Origin of the sequence: Pseudomonas sp. BF-RE-22 (genome assembly GCF_019956155.1) — a bacterium.
Lineage (GTDB): Bacteria > Pseudomonadota > Gammaproteobacteria > Pseudomonadales > Pseudomonadaceae > Aquipseudomonas > Aquipseudomonas migulae.
Genome location: NZ_JAHBDD010000059.1, coordinates 1 through 17,170 on the forward strand (window position 1 = coordinate 1; position 17,170 = coordinate 17,170).

Genomic DNA, 17,170 nt, shown 5'->3' on the forward strand with positions numbered 1-17,170 from the left:
AACCCACCCCGCCGACCATGGCATGTCCGTTGCAACCACCCCTGCCAAGGCGTCCTCGCACCTGCGCGACGCAACGCGTACTTGAATCAGGAGCACCCCATGAGCACTGAATTTTTCTGGCGTCTGCCGCTGGGCACCGATGGTCCGCAACTGACCACCGACAAACACAATCGTGGCAATCCGGACTATCGACCGGGCAACATCGCACCGGGGCGTTTGCCCAACGGCGAACCGGATGACTTCACTTACATCGACTACATCGCCCAGGTCGCGAAGGCTGCGGAACTGGCCGGGTTCGAAGGCGCCCTGCTGCCCACCGGCCCGGAGCCGTGGATTGCCGCAGCGGCCCTGGCCCGGGAAACCCGCCGGATCAAATTCCTGATCGCCTTCCAGGCCACCTGGACCTTGCCGGCCTATGCCGCGCAACAAGCGGCCATCCTGCAAAACCTCAGTCGCGGCCGCCTGGAGTGGAACATCATCACCGGCGGCAACCCGGCCAGTCAGCGGGCCAACGGTGACTTCCTCGAACACGACCTGCGCTACAAGCGCACCGGCGAATTCCTCGACATCATCCAGGGTCTTTGGCAGAACGAACGTTTCTCCTACGACGGCGATATCTACCAACTGGAGAACGGCGCCCTGCCCCATGGTTTGCAAAACGAACGCAAACCCGGCGTGTATTTTTCCGGTTTTTCCGATGCCGCGCTGGATGTCGCCGCCAAACATGCCGACGTTTACCTGAACTGGGCCGAGCCGATCGACAAGCTCAAGCCGCACATCGAGCGCGTCCGCGAACTGGCGGACAAACAAGGCCGCAGCGTGCGCTTCGGACTGCGCGTCGACCTCTTCGCCCGCGAAACCGAAGAGCAGGCCTGGAAAGATCTGCGCCGCCAGTTCGACAAGCTCGAAGGCAAGAGCAGCGTGGTCGCCAAAGGCTTTACCAGCGGTTCCGATTCGGTCGGTGGCGCACGGCAAACGGCTTACCACCAGAACGTCGATCGCTTTGATGACCTGATCATTGGCCCGAACCTGTGGGCCGGTTTCGCCAAGGCCAAACCCGGGCCGACCGTGGGCCTGGTGGGCAGTCACCAGAACATCGCCGAACGCCTGTCGGAATACCGCGACGCCGGTTTCTCGACCTTCATCCTCGCCGGCAATCCGCACCTGGAAGAAGCCCTGCGCATCGGGCAGGAAGTGCTGCCGCTGGTGCACCAGCGCCCTGTCGCCCAACCGCAAACCCACTTGAAGGCCAGCGCCTGAGCGCGGCGGGAGAATCATTCATGACGCAAGCCCTCGACACCCTCTGGTACACCCGCTGCCCGGTCCCGACCGGGCTCGGTATCGCCGTGCAAAAAGGCTGGCTGCAAGACACCGTCGGCGCGCTCGGCACCGAGGTTCAATCGCTGCGCGAGTCCACTGACAAAGCGGTTCGCGAATCTCACTTCGATCACACCTTGCGCAACTCGGTGCGCCACGGCGGCAACATCCCGGCGATCTGGGCCCGGGCGCAGGGCCGGGAAACCCGGGTCATCGGCCTGTCCTGGGCTGATGAAGTGCAACTGATCCTGACCCGCGCCGACAGCGGCATCAAAACCGTCAAGGACCTCAGGGGCCGTCGTTTCGGTCTGCCGGACTGGGCCGGCGCGCAGATCGACTTCACCCGCGCCCAGGCCCTGCGCGGCCTGGAAAACGCCCTGAAACTCGAAGGCCTGCAAGTCGGCGACGTGCAATTGGTGAACTTCCGTTATGACGGCACGTTCAGCGACCCGCAGGTGCAAACCGTCAACGGCACACCGGTCAGCGCGCAGCGGGTCGAGGGGCGCAATCTGGAACTGGTGGGCCTGCTGCGCGGTGAGGTCGATGCGATTTTCCTCAAGGGCGCGAGTGCCGCCCGGCAGGCCCACGAGTTCGGCCTGCACACGGTGATCGACACCGGCTCGCACCCGGAACCGCTGATTCGCAGCAACAACGGCACCCCACGCACACTGGCCGTGGACCTGAACCTGCTGGACCAGCATTTCGATGTGGCCACCGGCATTCTTGATTCGGTGCTGCGCGCCGAACAATGGGCGCACACCCACCCGGAAGAAACCCGTCGCTACCTGGCTCGGGAAACCAACAGCAGCGAGTACTGGGTCAGCGCCGCGTATGGCGACGACGCGCACCTGCGCCTGCGCACCGAACTCGACGAACAGGCCATCGCCGCGTTGCAGGATTTCACCCACTTCCTGCATCGCTGGCGCTTCATCCCGAAAAGCTTCGACGTGCGCGACTGGATCGATCCGCGGCCGTTGCAAGCGCTGCTGGCAACACCCACCGCACTGGCTGGCTAACCCGCCGGATTTCATGGATTGGAACTGAAGACCCTTATGAGCAAACCACTCGATACCCTTTGGTACACCCACAGCCCGGTGCCCACCGGGCTTGGCATCGCCGTGCAGTCCGGACGCCTGGCGGAAGCCTTTCTGCCGTTCGGCACCAATATCCAGTCCTTGCGCGAGTCCAGTGAACGGGAAGTTCGCGAAGCTCATTACGACCATCACCTGAAAAATTCGGTGCGTCACGGCGGCAATATTCCAGCGATCTGGGCCTACGCCAGCGGCGTGCAAACCCGCGTACTGGGGTTGTCCTGGAGCGACGAGGTGCAGTTGATCCTGACCACGGCGGAAAGCGGTGTGAAGAGTATTCGCGACCTGAAGAACCGCCGCTTCGGCCTGCCGAAATGGGCCAACGTGCAGATCGATTTCACTCGCGCCCAGGCCCTGCGCGGACTGGAAAACGCCCTCAAGCTTGAGGGCCTGGAGGTGTCCGACGTCGAGCTGGTGGATTACCCCTACGGCGGTACTTACAGCGACGATCAAAAACAGCATGTCTTCGGCTCGGAAGTCAGCCTTGGTGTCACGCGCTTCAGCAAGCGCAACAACGAACTGATCGGACTGCTGCGCGGCGACATCGACGCGATTTTCCTCAAGGGTGCGCACGCCGTGCACCTGGCGAACGAATTCGGCTTGCAGGTGGTGGTCGATACCGGCTCGCACCCTGACCCGTTGATCCGCTCGAACAACGGTACGCCACGGACCCTGACCGTGGACACGCACCTGCTGCACGAGCATTTCGATGCCAGTGTGAAAATCGTCGACACCGTGCTGCGCACCGAGCAATGGGCGTGGGCCAATCCGGAAGAAACCCGACGCTTTTTGGCGCGGGAACTCAATACCAGCGAGTACTGGGTGGCCGCTGCGTATGGTGAAGATGCGCATCGGCGTTTGCGTACGACCCTGGATGCGCGCTCGATTGAAGCGTTGCAGGATTTCACCGATTTCCTGCATCGCTGGGATTTCATTCCACGCCGGTTCGATGTGCGTGAGTGGATTGATTTCAGCGTGCTGGAAAAGGTGATTGGTTCGACGTCACGATTGGCGGTTTGAGGTTTTTTGTCGTTTGTGAGGGCGCCTTCGCGGGCAAGCCTCGCTCCTACAGGGGTTGTGTGTCGTTCAAATTTATTGTGGCCGACACACAACCCCTGTAGGAGCGAGGCTTGCCCGCGAAGCCGTCCCCAAGCCACACACACTGCTCGCCCAGCAACACACCCCTGCCCCACTCCTGCTGCTCCAGCAACACCCGCCAAGCAACTTTCTGCTGAATCCCCGACAGGCACTTAGTGCCAAACTGGATCCAACTAACTCACTTATTAAAAATCGCCTTTAACAGCAACTTAAAAAAACTATTTAATCCTTTTAATTCAATGATTTAACAAAACTAAACCCCCTAAAAAATAATCTGGCACGATCTCTGCTCTACCCCTATTAGCGAAACTTTAACGGGGGAGATTCACATGCATAAACTTAATCCAATCACCAAGAGTATCTGGTTAACCTTGCTGCTGTCCGGGGGGACTGTCAGCGAGGGGCTGCTGGCGGCGCAATCCAAGGACGCAGACAGCGACAAGACCACCACGGAGCCTTCACTCAAGACGGTCACCGTCACCGCTCAACACCGGGAAGAAACCCTGCAAGAGGTTCCGGTGGCCGTGTCGGCGGTACAGGGCACCAGCCTGATAGCCGATGGCGTGCGCAATATCGGCGACATCACCACATTCGTTCCCAACGTAGCGGCGAAGAACCCCGACGGTGATGGCCGGCCGCGTTGGTACATTCGTGGCCTCGGCACCGGTGATACGGGCGCGGCCACGGTGTTCCCGGTGGGGATCTACGCCGATGACGTGTACCTGAACGCGCCGATTGCCGGTGGCGGGCCGTTGTTCGACCTGGAACGCGTGGAGATTCTGCGCGGTCCGCAAGGCACGCTGTACGGCAAGAACACCACTGCCGGCGCGGTGAACATCATTTCCAAAAAGCCGACTTTCGACACTGACGGTTTCGGCACCATCGGCTTCGGCAGCAAAAACGAACGCATCGTCAGCGGTGCCCTCGGCGGCGCGTTGGTGGATGAAAAACTCGCCGCACGGGTGGCGCTGTATTCCGAAGAGCGCGACGGTTTCCAGAAGAACCTCGTCGACGACAACACCTACGGCGACGTCAACAAGAAAGCCGTACGCCTGCAATTCCTCGCGCAGTTGAACCCTGACCTGGATGCCCTGCTGAAGATCCACAGCCGCGAATTCAAAGGCGATGGCAGCAACGGCTCGCTGGCCGTCGGGCGTTACTACAACGTCGGTTATCAGCGACCCAACGGGCGCGACACCGCGCTGAACGTCAACGAGGATTCCAAGCTTGATCACGACGGCACGTCGCTGACCCTGAACTGGAATTTGGGTGATTACACCCTGACGTCGATCAGCGCTTATGACTACATCCGTGGCCAGTCCACCAGCGACGCCGACTACACGCCTTTTGAGGTGAACGGCGCAGCGATTTCCGATAACAAATACACCCAGTACTCGCAAGAAATCCGCCTGGCCTCGCCGCAGCAGGAAACCCTGCGCTGGCTTGCCGGTGCGCATTACTTCCACGAAGACCTCGACAGCTCGGCCCAGCGCATCATCACGCCCGGCCCGACGCCCAACGGCACCGGCTCGAACCAGACCGGCGGCGCCACCGATTTTCGTGACCTCAACTTCGACCACACCACCGACAGCTATGCGTTGTTCGGCAACCTGACCTACGACTTCACCGACGATTTCAGCGTCACCGGTGGCCTGCGCTGGACCCAGGAAAAGAAAGACATCGACCTCAACCTGACCCAACTGACCCGCACCACCGCCAACGGCCCGCTGGTACCACTGGGCGGCGCAGGCACCAACGGCAATCGTCAGGAAGACAAGACCTGGGAAGCCTGGACGTACGACCTGACGCCGGAATACCGGATCAACGACAACGTGCGCGTGTTCTTCCGTTATGCCCACGGTTTCCGTTCCGGCGGCTTCAACACCGGGCTGTCGACCAGCCTTGCGCAGCTGACCACGGTTGACCCGGAACAACTCGATGCCTACGAAATCGGCCTCAAGTCCGAGTGGTTCGACCATCGCCTGACGGCCAACGCCAACATCTTCTACTACGACTATTCGGACATTCAGGTGAACCTGCTGACGGTCAACAACGGGGTGTTGACCACCGCGCTGACCAACGGCGCCAAGGGTACGGTCAAGGGCGCCGAGCTGGAGCTCGAAGGCCAGCCGACTGACTACCTGCACTTGCGGGCGGCGGTGTCGTTCCTCGACACCGAGTACACCGATTTCAAAAACACCAACCCGAACACAGGCGCCGTCACCGGTGACTACAGCGGCAACAGCTTCGTGCGTTCGCCACGCAACGTGGTGTCGCTCGGCGCCGATTACACCTTCCCGCTGGAAATCGGCGGCAAGCTGGTGGCCGGTGGTGACGTGAGTTTTCGCGACAAGGAATACTTCCTCGCCGATCGCCAGAGCAGCGTCGACAAGACGCTCAGCCAACCCCATTACACCTTGGCCAACACCCGCCTGACCTGGTTCAGCCCGGATGAAAAACTCAGCGTCACCGGTTTCGTCAACAACCTCACCGACCGTCGCTACCAGGTCCATGGCCGGCCCAACGGCACCCTCGGTCAGTACGTCATCACCTACGGCGACCCACGCACCGTCGGCCTGAGCGTGACCAGCCGCTTCTGATCCCGGTTCACACACCTCTCCTGTAGGAGCCGGCTTGCTGGCGATGGGGCCCGTGAGCCTTGCATCGCCGGTTAGGACGCTATCGCCGGCAAGCCGGCTCCTACAAGGGTCGTGTCGTCCGCAATTTATGTAACACCGCTCAACCTGTAGGAGCTGGCTTGCCAGCGATGGGGCCCTGAAGGCGCGCATCGCCGGTTAGGACGCCATCGCCAGCAAGCCGGCTCCTACAAGGTCCGCGCACTTTTGGAAGGACTCTTTTATGTTCCATCGCACTCCGTTGGCCGGCGCTATTGCGCTGGTCATTGGCAGCCTTGCCGTGCCTGTTTCGGCTGCCGAAACCCAACCCACCGCCAGCGGCGATCACCTGGACACTGTCGTGGTGCTCGGTACCCGGCGCAGTGATGTCACCGCACTGGAAAGCGCCGCGCCGGTAGACGTCTTGACCGGCGAGCAATTGCAGCAGACCGGTGCCAGCGACCTGTCCGGTGCGCTCACGGCCCTGTCGCCCTCGTTCAGCTATCCGCAATCGCCCCAGGGCGCGTTCGCCGGTTCCATCGCTCAGGGCGCTTCGTTGCGAGGCCTCGCTTCCGACCAGGTGCTGGTGCTGGTCAACGGCAAGCGCCGCCACACCAGCGCCAACGTCACGCGGCAAAGCCTGGTCAATGGCCGTGGCGCCGCCGCGGTCGACCTGAGCCTGATTCCCTTGAGCTCGATCCAGCGCGTCGAAATCCTGCGCGACGGCGCCGCCGCTCAATACGGCTCCGACGCCATCGCCGGGGTGATCAACATCGTGCTCAAGGAAAAGGACGACGGCGGCAACCTCGGTTACCGCTTCGGCGGCTACGACAAGGGTGACGGCATCCAGCGCAAGCTCAGCGGCTGGAAAGGTTTCGCCCTGCCCAACGACGGCTTCCTGACCCTGAGTTTCGACGCCGGCAGCCAGGACCCGGCCAGCGACACCAACCCTGACAACCGGATCTTCTACCCCGGCTCCACCAGCATCAACACGCCGCGCGAGCAGAACAACCGCTACCGCACCTGGCGCTGGGGCTCGGGCAATGTCTCGGACCAGTACAACTTCGCCGCCAACAGCGAAGTCGGCATCGGCGACGGTCTGACGGCCTACGGTTTCGCCACCTACTCGCACAAAAACACCGACGCCGAAGGCTTCTTCGACCCGCCCACCACCCTGCGCAACAACTACAGCAGCACCGCGTTGCAGCGCTTCCCGGACGGGCGCCTGCCGATCACGCGCTATTCGCTGGAAGACTATGCGCTGACCGGCGGCCTGCGTTACGAAGACGATCTTCTGGGTAAATTCGACTTCGCCGTGAACCATGGCAACAACACCCTGAAGTCCACCGACCGCAACGCGATCAACCCCAGCTGGGGCGCCACCAGCCCGGAAAAAATCTTCACCGGCGAACGGGAGGCCGATCAGACCAACGTCACGCTGGACTGGGTGCGGGATTTCCCCACCGACCTGCTGTTCAAGCCGCTGACGCTCTCGGCCGGCCTGGCCTGGCGTCAGGAGAATTACGAGCTGAGCGCCGGCGAAGCGGCAGGCTGGCAGAACGGCCCGTTGTTCAACACCGTCGACCCGGTCACCGGACGGCGCATCCCGGGTTACTACTCGGGCATTACCCAGGTCGATGCGGCTTCACTGGACCGCAACGTGCTGGGTGCCTACATCGACGTCGAAGGGCAGATCACCGAGAAATTCCAGGCCGGCGTCGCGGTGCGCACCGAGCACTATTCGGACTTCGGCGACACCACCAACGGCAAACTGTCGCTGCGTTATGACTTCACCCCGCAGATCGCCGCACGTGCCACGGCCAGCACGGGTTATCGCGCGCCGTCGCTGGTGCAGAGCGGCTTGTCTTCGTTCAGCGTGCAGGTGGTCGAGCAACCGCCCGGCAGCGGCAACTTCGTCGAAGTGCAGCAACGCACATTGCGCGCCGACAGCCCGGAAGCGGCGCTGCTGGGCGGCAAGTCGCTGAAACCGGAAGAGTCCACCAGTTATTCCCTGGGCCTGGTCTGGCGTCCGTTGGCCAATGCGTCGGTGACGCTGGACGCCTACCGGATCGACATCGACAACCGCATCACCCTCTCCGATCAGTTGCCGGCGGCGGTGGTGTCGCCGATTTTCGCCGGCACGCCCTACGCGAATATCCAGAGCGCGGCCTTCTACACCAACGTTGCCGACACCCGCACCGACGGGATCGAGCTGATGGGTAACTATCAACTGGACCTGCAGCAATGGGGACGCCTGAACCTGAGCAGCGGCATCAGCCAGAACAACACGAAAATCACCGCGTTGCGCGATGTCGGCAATATCAAGGGTTCGCAGATTGTCGGCCGTACCACCCAGGGCCTGATCGAGGACGGCACACCGGAAACCAAACTGGTGCTTAGCGCCAACTGGCTGTTTGATGAATGGGGTGTGACCGTGGCTCAGCGTCGTTACGGTGAATGGAAAAGCCTCAACGCCACCAACCCGACCCTGGACCAGACCTACAGCCCGCAATGGGTCACGGACCTGGATGTGTCGTACACCTTCAACAAGGCGCTGAAGCTGTCGGTGGGCGCGATCAACCTGTTCGACACGCACCCGGACAAGGCGGAAGGCGCGCAGTTGTACGGCGTACCGAAATACTCGATCACCAGCCCTGAAGGTGCGCAGGGTGCGTTCTATTACACCAGCGTCAGTTACGAGTTCTGACGCGGGTGCTGATGGGGTGTTGCTGGGGCAGCAATGGGTGTTGGCATGGCATCAATGTGCGGTGCATAGGCTGACGCCTTCGCGGGCAAGCCTCGCTCCTACAGGTTACGCATTGTCCCTGTAGGAGCGAGGCTTGCCCGCGAAGGCGTCAGTGCGATCAACCACTCTCTGTGCGATGGCACACCTCTTGCGATACCCCTGCGGTACTTCGCCGAAATAAGACCCGCCATGCGTACCCGACGTCTGTTGTTTTCCCTGACCTGGCTCATCTCCCCTGCCGCCCTGCTGTTGCTCTGGGCGGTGGTGGCCGAGGCCGGGATTTTCCCGCGCAACCTGCTCGTCCCGCCCGCTCAGGTGTGGCAGACCTTCGAGGAACTGTCGGCCAGCGGTGAGCTGCTCGACCACTTGCTCAACAGCCTGTCACGACTGGGGCTGGGTTTCGGCATCGGCTCGCTGCTGGGCTTGGCGTTCGGGGTGCTGATGGCGTTGTCGAAGAACGTCGAGATCTACTGCTCGCCGCTGTTCCACACCCTGCGCCAGATCCCCAGCATCGCGCTGATCCCGATGTTTGTGCTGCTGTTCGGCATCGATGAAACCTTCAAGATCATCATCGTCGCCAAGACCGCGTTCTTCCCGGTGGCGCTGGCCGCCAGTGAAGGGGTCAAGGCCATTCCGCGCAGCTACTTCGAAGTCGCCGATGTGTATCGCCTGCGCTGGCCGACGTTTGTTCGCGCCATCGCCCTGCCCGCTGCCGCGCCGCCGATCATCACCGGTTTTCGCATCAGCCTGACCCGCGCCTGGGTGGTGTTGGTGGCCACCGAGTTGCTGGCCGCCGACAGCGGTCTGGGGCAGATGATCGAAATGAGCCGGCAGATGTTGCGCATTGATGTGGTGATGGTCGGGATTGTGGTGACCGGCGTTATCGGTTTCGCCCTGGACTTCACCTTTCGCCAACTGGAACAGCGGCTGTTCCGCTGGCAGACCCGCTAGGAGCCGATGATGATTCGATTGCTTGCCAAATCCCGCGGCCTGCTGTTGCCGCTGCTGTTGATCGGCGGCTGGGAATACCTGTCACGCCAGGGTGCCGCTGGCGCGTACGCCTTTGTGCCGTTGTCGGCGATCGGCGCGGCGTTGCTCGAACTGTTGGCCAACGGCGAGTTGCTGGTGAACCTGCTGGCCAGCCTGGCCCGCACCAGCACCGGCCTGGCACTGGGAATTGTCTTCGGCGTGCTGCTGGGAGTGCTGATGGCGCTGTCGGCGGTGGCCAATCGGCTGGTCGGGCCGCTGTTTCATTCGATCCGCCAGGTGCCGATGCTCGGCTGGATTCCGTTGATCGCCATGTGGTTTGGCAATGGCGAGTTTTCCAAAGTGTTGATCGTCAGTCTCGCGGCGTTCTATCCGATGGTCCTCAACACGTACCAGGGTTTCAGCCATGTCGAGAAGCGCTATCGCGAGGTCGGCCAGGTGCTGGTGCTGAGCCGATGGCAACGCTTTCGTCATGTGCTGCTGCCGGCGGCGCTGCCGAGCATTGCCACCGGCGTGCTGCATGCGCTGGCGTTTGCCTGGGTCACCGCGGTGGGCAGCGAACTGTTCCTGTCTTCGGGCGCGGGCCTGGGCAACCTTATGATGAACGCCGAAGCCGGCTCACGCATGGAAGTCATCGTCCTCAGCGTGCTGTGCATCGGCCTCTGCGGTTACCTGATGACCCTGCTGTTCACTCTTCTTAGCCGCCATCTGCTGCGCTGGCGCAACATTCGCTGAAAGGCCGATAACCATGAACGCAATTGCCCAACACGCTGTGCCACACAGCACCTCATTACACACCGGTGCGCTGCAGATTCGCGGCCTCAGCAAGGCCTACCGGATCGAAGGCCAGCCTTTGCCGGTGCTGCAGCAGATCAATCTCGACGTTCGTCCCGGTGAATTCGTCAGCATCGTCGGTGCCAGCGGTTGCGGCAAGTCGACGCTGCTGCGGCTGGTCGTCGGGCTGGAAGACGACTATGAAGGCGACATTCTGCTGGATGGCAAACGGGTGGTCGGCACCAGCCTGGAACGCGGGATCGTGTTTCAGGACCATCGGCTGTTTCCGTGGATGACCCTGAGCCAGAACATTGCCCTGGCGCTGAAAAACCATCCGTTGTCCAAGGTTGAAAAGGACCGCTTGGTGGCCGAGCACATTGCGCTGGTCAACCTCGAAGGTTTTGAAAACGCCTACCCCCACCAGTTGTCCGGCGGCATGGCGCAGCGCGCGGCCATCGCCCGCGCACTGATCAACCAACCGAAAGTGCTGCTGCTCGACGAACCCCTCGGCGCCCTCGACGCCTTGACCCGGGTGCGCCTGCAACATGAGTTGCAACGGATCTGGGTGCAACAGCGCTGCACGGTGATCATGGTCACCCACGACATCGAAGAAGCGCTGTACCTGGGCGATCGGGTCATCGTGATGGACGCCCACCCGGGCCGGATCAAGCACGAAATCAAGGTCGACCTGCCCCATCCACGGGACCGGGCTTCAACGGTTTTGCAGGGGTACAAGGAACAATTGCTGGAGGAACTGGTGGGGCATTAAACGCTGGACCTGTAGGAGCCGGCTTGCTGGCGATTGAAGCGACGCGGTGCATCTGACACACCGCGTCGATCCGATCGCCAGCAAGCCGGCTCCTACAGGGTCAGGGGGCATCCAGAGCCCTTCTGGCAGCTGGTTTTTAAAAGAACCAAAAGGAATTAATAAATACATAAACAGTATTTATCGTTATAACAATATCCGCGTAGTCTCAGACCATCCCGTCATTCACCACGACAGTGAAGAGCCCTATGAATCCGACCGCCAACATCATCGACTTCGCCAACTACCGCAAACGCAAACAAGCGCAGCAACGGGCACGGGCCATGTGGGAAATGTATGCACGCAATGCTGGCCTGCAGGCCTTTCAGTGGGTTCAGGCCTCGCGTTCGACCGAGACTCGTCAGGCGTGAATACACAAAACCCCTCGCGCTTTCTGGCGAGCGCTGACGAACCCGTGCTGGACCTGAACAACCTCGAATCACTGGAAGAAGACCCGATCTGCGAGCGGGTCGCGCAAAACCTGCAACGCCTGCGGGGCAAGCGTCACCTATCCCTCGACGCCCTTGCGCGACAATGCGGTGTGAGCCGGGCGATGCTCGCGCAGATCGAATCCGGACGCAGCGTGCCGTCGATCAAAGTGCTGTGCAAGATCGCCAAAGGCTTGAAGGTTTCGGTGGCCGCATTTCTTGAACATCGGGCCTTTGAAGGGGTGGCCGTGTTATCGGCGAGCCAGAGCAAACGCCTGGTCAGCGCCAGCGGCGCCTTTGTCAGCCGAGCGCTGTTCCCGTTTGACGTGGCGCGCCAATCGGAGTTTTACGAACTGCGCCTGAGCCCATTGGGAGAGGACGTCTCCGAGGGCCATGGCCCCGGCGTCCAGGAGAACCTGGTGGTTTCGCAGGGCGTACTGGAAATCAGCGTCAACGACGAACGCTACCTGCTTTCCACCGGCGATTCGATCCTGTTTTACGCCGACCAGCCCCACCGCTATCGCAACCCGGCGGACAGTGAAGCGGTGGCGTATCTGGTGGTGACTTACCCGGAGCGCCTTGACTGACAAAACCGGCTTGCGGGTGATGGTGGCTTTGCTGACGCCATCGCCAGCAAGCTGGCTCCTACAGGGTGGGTGGTCAACTCCAACTCATCGAACGACGCAGACATTGTAGGAGCCGGCTTGCTGGCGATGGCGATCTCAAATACGCCTTCGCCGGCAAGCCTGGCTCCTACAGGGTGGGTGGTCAACTCCAACTCATCGAACGACGCAGACATTGTAGGAGCCGGCTTGCCGGCGATGGCGTCCTCAAGTACGCCTTCGCCAGCAAGCCTGGCGCCTACAAAAACAGGACATCAAAAAGCCCGGCCAATCTGCATTGGCCGGGCTTTTTAATGGCTGTCGCTCAGGATCAGCAGGTGCAGCACATCATCGGCATGCCATTGCAGCTCATCATCATCGGCATGCTGCAATCGTTCATCATTTTCATCATCAGGGTGCAGCAGCTTTTCATCATGTCCATGTTCATGCCCGCCATCGGCATGATTTTGCACATCATGCCGTCAGCCATCATGGTGCATTCCATCACGCACTTCATCGACGGCATCGGCATGCCCATCATCGGCATTGGCATCATCATGTTCATCATCGGCATGGCCATGGCCGCCTGGGACATGCACATCATGCTCATGTTGCCGCAGTGCATCATCATCGGCATGCCGCAGTTCATCATCATCTGCATCATTTCTGCGCTGTTCTTGAACATCGCCATGTCCATGCCAGCGGCCGGCATCATTTTGCACATCATGCCGTCGTCCATCATTTCGCACGTCATGGTCGCCATCATCATCGGCATGCCCATCATCGGCATCATCGGCATGTTGGCGTTCATCGGCATTTGCATCTGCATGGCGTTCATCATGGTGTTGTACCCCAAAGGTTTGAATAGTTGGACGAAGCTGATGGCGCCGATTCTAAGGATTGGACCGGGGGCAACAAGATGACCATCGAACAGCGGAATTTGATGCTGGGGCAGCTTTAACGAGGTGGATGGAACGTCTATTTCTGCCATGACCGCCATTCGGATTTGATTGCAGACACAACCCGATCCACAACGCGGATTTCACGGTTATGGATATGCAGAAGAGGTCTATTTAAATAACCGAAAGAAATAATCGTTCTAACTGAACGAATAATTTTTGAAGCACAGCTTATTTCAGGCAAAAAAAAATCCCAGGCAGCTGATGGACGCCTGGGATTTAAAAATGCATAAACCGTGGTGGTGAACGCGGTGCGGATATTACGGAATATTTCACCGTGTAACAAGATATTTTGACTCACCACCTGGTTACTAATCTTTCCAAGTCCTTAAATATCCACACTTTTTTTAAGGTCGAGTGACGAAAAGCAGTCAACTACAAGTACCAGCGATATTCACGCGCATTGATGTCCTGCATAAATGCCAAATGGTCCTGACGCTTGTTTTCGCAGTAGACATTTACAAACTCCGCACCCAATCCCTCACGCAACTGCGCGTTGTGTTGCATGGATTGAACAGCCTCCAGCATCTCCAGCGGGAAGTTGATGCCACTGCTGCGATCTTCATTCAACGGTGCAATCGGTTGACGACCGGTTTCAAGTCCTTGTTCCAACCCGACCAGAATCGCCGCCAACACCAGATACGGGTTGGCATCGGCACCGGCGAGGCGATGTTCGATGCGCAGATTCTTCGCGTCCGACTCAGGAACCCGCAGGCAGGCGTCCCGATCTTCGAAGCCCCAACTGGCACGCGTCGCGACATTTACGGTGCCGCTCAAGCGACGCAGCGCATTGTGGTTCGGCGCGAAGATCGGCATGCAATGCGGCAACAGTTCTAGGCAACCGGCCACGGCATGGCGCAGCGGCTGTTGGTCATTGGCCGCTAAAAGGTTATTGCCCGCCTCGTCGTACAGGCTCACATGAACATGCATGCCGCTGCCGGGGTGTTGCAAGTAAGGCTTGGCCATGAAACTGGCGCGGTAGTTGTGCTTGAGCGCCACGCCACGGGTGCTGCGGCAAAACAGCGCCGCCCAGTCGGCAGCCCGCAGGCCGTCATCCAGGTGACCGAAGTTGATCTCGAACTGACCCGGGCCCAGCTCGGCAGTAATCACCGTGGTGTCGATGCCTTGCGCCCGCGCCGTCTCGACCATTTCATCGAGCACCGGCGCAAACCGCGACAGCCGCTCGATGTGCATGTTCGGCTGATCGTCCGCATCGTCGGTCAGCGGATCGCGCGCAAACTGCGGCAAGCCGTCACGCAACTGGCGATCGAACAGGTAGAACTCCAGTTCGAAAGCCACCACCGGGAAAATCCCTTTGCCAGCCAGGCGCTCCAGCACTTGCGCCAGCACTTCCCGTGGCTCGAAGACGATCGGTTTTTCAGTGCCGCTGGAGGTGATCAACATCTGCCCCAGCGGCTGTTTTTCCCAGTCGACGATTTTCAGCGTACCCGGCACCAACCGACGGGGCGCATCCGGGTCGCCGTCGTTGAAACAGTAGTCGCCGATTTTGAACAGCCCGCCTTGAGTGCCGAGCAATACACAATTCTGCGGCAGCTTGAGCGCGCTGCCGGCGGCGACCTTTTCGAGCATCTCGATCGGATAGCGCTTGCCGTAGAAATGCCCCGGGATGTCCAGGGAAATCAGGTCGACGTAGCGCACATCCGGAAAGCGCTGCCGAAATGCGCGCACTTCAGCAACCAGATCAGAGCAGACAGCATCCATCATGTTGTTCCTTGTTGTTTTTATCAGGTGTAAACCCAGAGCACCCGGGTGAGCTGATCGGTGAGATTGCCGTAGCGGCAATGGGTATGGCTGGCGAGTTGAAAGCTGTCCCCGGCCCCCAGGGTGACCGGTTGATTGTCATCCAGCCAAAGTGTCAGTTGCCCTTCGAGCACGTAACCGCCCTGCTCCGAGCTGTCATCCATGTGCCGGTCACCACTGCTGGCGCCAGGTTCGAGACGGCTTTCGAGCATCGAGAACGTGGCGCGCATTTTCGGCGAGACCAGGATGTCGGTGATGCCGTCGGCGTAATACAGCGTGCGGCGCTCGTCCGGCCGGGTCACCCACGGCAAGGCCATGGGTTTGGGCAGGCTGTAGAAATAGGTGGTCGGCACGCCGAGGGTTTCGCTGATCGCGGTCAAGTCCGCCACGGTCGGACGTGACAATCCACGCTCGACTTGCGAAAGAAAACCGACGGAACGACCGATCTTGTCCGCCAGTTCCTTGAGCGTGTATTTCTTGTGTTTGCGCAGGTCCTGAATCAGGATCGCCAGCGCCGAAATCTCTTCTTGCATGTCCATCTGAAAGCTTCCAGAAAATGTGCGTTTCAAAGGCTGTCGCGCAACCGATACCAGGCCTTGCCGATGGCTTCCAGGGGCGCGGCCATGTATTTGCCGCCGGGGAAGCTGCCGTTGACCAGGCCCTGATACAAGCCCAGCTCATCTGCCTGACCGAGTATCGCGTCGGACACGGCGCGAGCCCCGGCCAGGGTCGGCAGCACACCGTGGCCCGAATAACCCTGCAGCCAATAGAGATCGCCGCGTCGGCCAATGTCAGGTGTGCGTTTGAGCGTGAGGTCGATATGCCCGCCCCAGGCGAATTCCAGTTCGACGCCCTGGAGCTGAGGAAATACCCGTTGCAGGAACGGCCGGGTCGCGGCAGCGATGTCCTTCGGCATGCCGCCCAGGTAGGTGCAACCGCCGCCGAACAGCAAGCGGTTATCCGGTGTACGACGGAAATAATCGAGAACGAACTGATTGTCGGTGACGCAGACATTGCTCGGCAGGAGCGCGGTCGCCTGTGCTTGCGAGAGCGGCGCGGTGGCCACCTGATAGGTGCCGACCGGTAACACACAACTTGATAGCTGCGGATCGAGCCGGTCCAGATAGGCGTTGCACGCCAGCACCAGCACATCAGCCCGGATGCGCCCGCGCTCAGTGGTGACCACGTACCGGCCACCCTCCTCGCGGTAATTCAGCGCCTTGCTTTGTTCATGAATACGACCACCGGCGCGCTCGATGGCAGCCGCCAGGCCGAGCGCCAGTTTCAACGGGTTCAGGTGTCCGCCTTCAGGATCGAACAGACCCGCCTGGTAGCGCTCGCTGGCGACCCATTGCGGCAACTGCTCACGGGGAATGAATTGCAATCCATCGTGGCCCCATTTGTGGCTCGCCTCGTGTTGCCACTCGGTCAGCAGGCTCACCCGTCGCGGCATCACCGATGTCCAGAGGTGGCCGGGCCGATAATCACAATCGAATTCATGCCGGGCGGGCAGCGCGCGCAATTCCTGCGCGGCCCAGCGCATGCCGTCCCACAAGCGCCGCGCACGCTCATAACCCAGCGCGGCCTCCAGCGGCGGCATATCGCACGACCAACCGAGAATGGCCTGGCCGCCATTGCGCCCCGACGCCGCCCAGGCCACTCGACTGGCTTCCAGCAGCGTCACGCGCTTGCCCGCCAGGGCCAGGCGCAATGCCGTGTGCAAACCACTGAAGCCGGCGCCGATGATCAACACGTCGGCGTCGTGCTCGCCCTCCAACGCCGCACGTTCCACCAAGCGATCTGCGCAAGTGTGAGCGTAGTAACTGGCGACATGGCGGGTGGATTGCTGGAACATGCGAGCCTCATGAAATTTTATTATTTAAATTTCATGAAAAAATACACACGTTATTTCACGAACGCAAGAACCTGTAGGAGCGAGCCTGCTCGCGATGGTGTGTCAGTCACATTGGGTTGACTGACACACCAT

The 17,170-nt window shown here is 60.6% G+C and carries 14 protein-coding genes; 10 read left to right on the plus strand and 4 right to left on the minus strand.

Annotated elements, in window-relative coordinates; genetic code table 11:
• Positions 1-99: 99 nt before the first annotated feature.
• The 10 genes from KGA82_RS24005 to KGA82_RS24050 all read left to right on the plus strand — a co-directional run bounded on the left by KGA82_RS24005 (position 100) and on the right by KGA82_RS24050 (position 12,448).
• Positions 100-1,260: an LLM class flavin-dependent oxidoreductase gene (locus tag KGA82_RS24005; protein WP_192417597.1), complete on the plus strand. Its 1,161-nt coding sequence runs from the start codon at positions 100-102 to the stop codon at positions 1,258-1,260.
• A 20-nt stretch (positions 1,261-1,280) separates the two neighbouring features.
• The gene (locus tag KGA82_RS24010; RefSeq protein ID WP_008042558.1) at positions 1,281-2,333 is read left to right on the plus strand and encodes an ABC transporter substrate-binding protein; all 1,053 of its coding nucleotides are present in this window, start codon (positions 1,281-1,283) and stop codon (positions 2,331-2,333) included.
• A gap of 36 nt (positions 2,334-2,369) precedes the next feature.
• On the plus strand, positions 2,370-3,428 hold the full coding sequence (locus KGA82_RS24015) for an ABC transporter substrate-binding protein (RefSeq protein ID WP_008029136.1): 1,059 nt from the start codon (positions 2,370-2,372) through the stop codon (positions 3,426-3,428).
• 407 nt (positions 3,429-3,835) lie between these two features.
• Positions 3,836-6,106: a TonB-dependent receptor gene (locus KGA82_RS24020; RefSeq protein WP_223452680.1), complete on the plus strand. Its 2,271-nt coding sequence runs from the start codon at positions 3,836-3,838 to the stop codon at positions 6,104-6,106.
• A gap of 259 nt (positions 6,107-6,365) precedes the next feature.
• Complete coding sequence (locus KGA82_RS24025) at positions 6,366-8,828, plus strand: TonB-dependent receptor plug domain-containing protein (protein ID WP_223452681.1); 2,463 nt, start codon at positions 6,366-6,368, stop codon at positions 8,826-8,828.
• A gap of 228 nt (positions 8,829-9,056) precedes the next feature.
• Positions 9,057-9,818 (plus strand): ABC transporter permease, encoded by a 762-nt coding sequence (locus tag KGA82_RS24030; RefSeq protein ID WP_008029130.1) that lies wholly within the window; start codon positions 9,057-9,059, stop codon positions 9,816-9,818.
• 9 nt (positions 9,819-9,827) lie between these two features.
• Positions 9,828-10,589, plus strand: coding sequence for an ABC transporter permease (locus KGA82_RS24035; RefSeq protein ID WP_008029127.1), 762 nt, complete (start codon positions 9,828-9,830; stop codon positions 10,587-10,589).
• 13 nt (positions 10,590-10,602) lie between these two features.
• On the plus strand, positions 10,603-11,397 hold the full coding sequence (locus KGA82_RS24040; RefSeq protein WP_223452682.1) for an ABC transporter ATP-binding protein: 795 nt from the start codon (positions 10,603-10,605) through the stop codon (positions 11,395-11,397).
• Positions 11,398-11,642: 245 nt separating this feature from the next.
• Positions 11,643-11,804, plus strand: a complete 162-nt coding sequence (locus tag KGA82_RS24045; RefSeq protein ID WP_207286235.1) for a hypothetical protein — start codon at positions 11,643-11,645, stop codon at positions 11,802-11,804.
• Positions 11,805-11,857: 53 nt separating this feature from the next.
• Positions 11,858-12,448 carry a helix-turn-helix domain-containing protein gene (locus KGA82_RS24050; protein WP_162130711.1) on the plus strand — a complete coding sequence of 197 codons (591 nt, stop codon included), beginning with the start codon at positions 11,858-11,860 and terminating at the stop codon, positions 12,446-12,448.
• A gap of 346 nt (positions 12,449-12,794) precedes the next feature.
• Here KGA82_RS24050 and KGA82_RS24055 read toward each other — a convergent pair whose 3' ends face one another.
• The 4 genes from KGA82_RS24055 to KGA82_RS24070 all read right to left on the minus strand — a co-directional run bounded on the left by KGA82_RS24055 (position 12,795) and on the right by KGA82_RS24070 (position 17,038).
• Complete coding sequence (locus tag KGA82_RS24055) at positions 12,795-13,304, minus strand: hypothetical protein (RefSeq protein WP_223452683.1); 510 nt, start codon at positions 13,302-13,304, stop codon at positions 12,795-12,797.
• Positions 13,305-13,797: 493 nt separating this feature from the next.
• Positions 13,798-15,144, minus strand: a complete 1,347-nt coding sequence (locus KGA82_RS24060) for a glutamine synthetase family protein (RefSeq protein ID WP_207286238.1) — start codon at positions 15,142-15,144, stop codon at positions 13,798-13,800.
• Between the two features lie 23 nt (positions 15,145-15,167).
• Positions 15,168-15,722, minus strand: a complete 555-nt coding sequence (locus KGA82_RS24065) for a helix-turn-helix domain-containing protein (RefSeq protein ID WP_008044846.1) — start codon at positions 15,720-15,722, stop codon at positions 15,168-15,170.
• A 26-nt stretch (positions 15,723-15,748) separates the two neighbouring features.
• Positions 15,749-17,038, minus strand: coding sequence for an NAD(P)/FAD-dependent oxidoreductase (locus KGA82_RS24070; RefSeq protein ID WP_223452684.1), 1,290 nt, complete (start codon positions 17,036-17,038; stop codon positions 15,749-15,751).
• Positions 17,039-17,170: the final 132 nt, after the last annotated feature.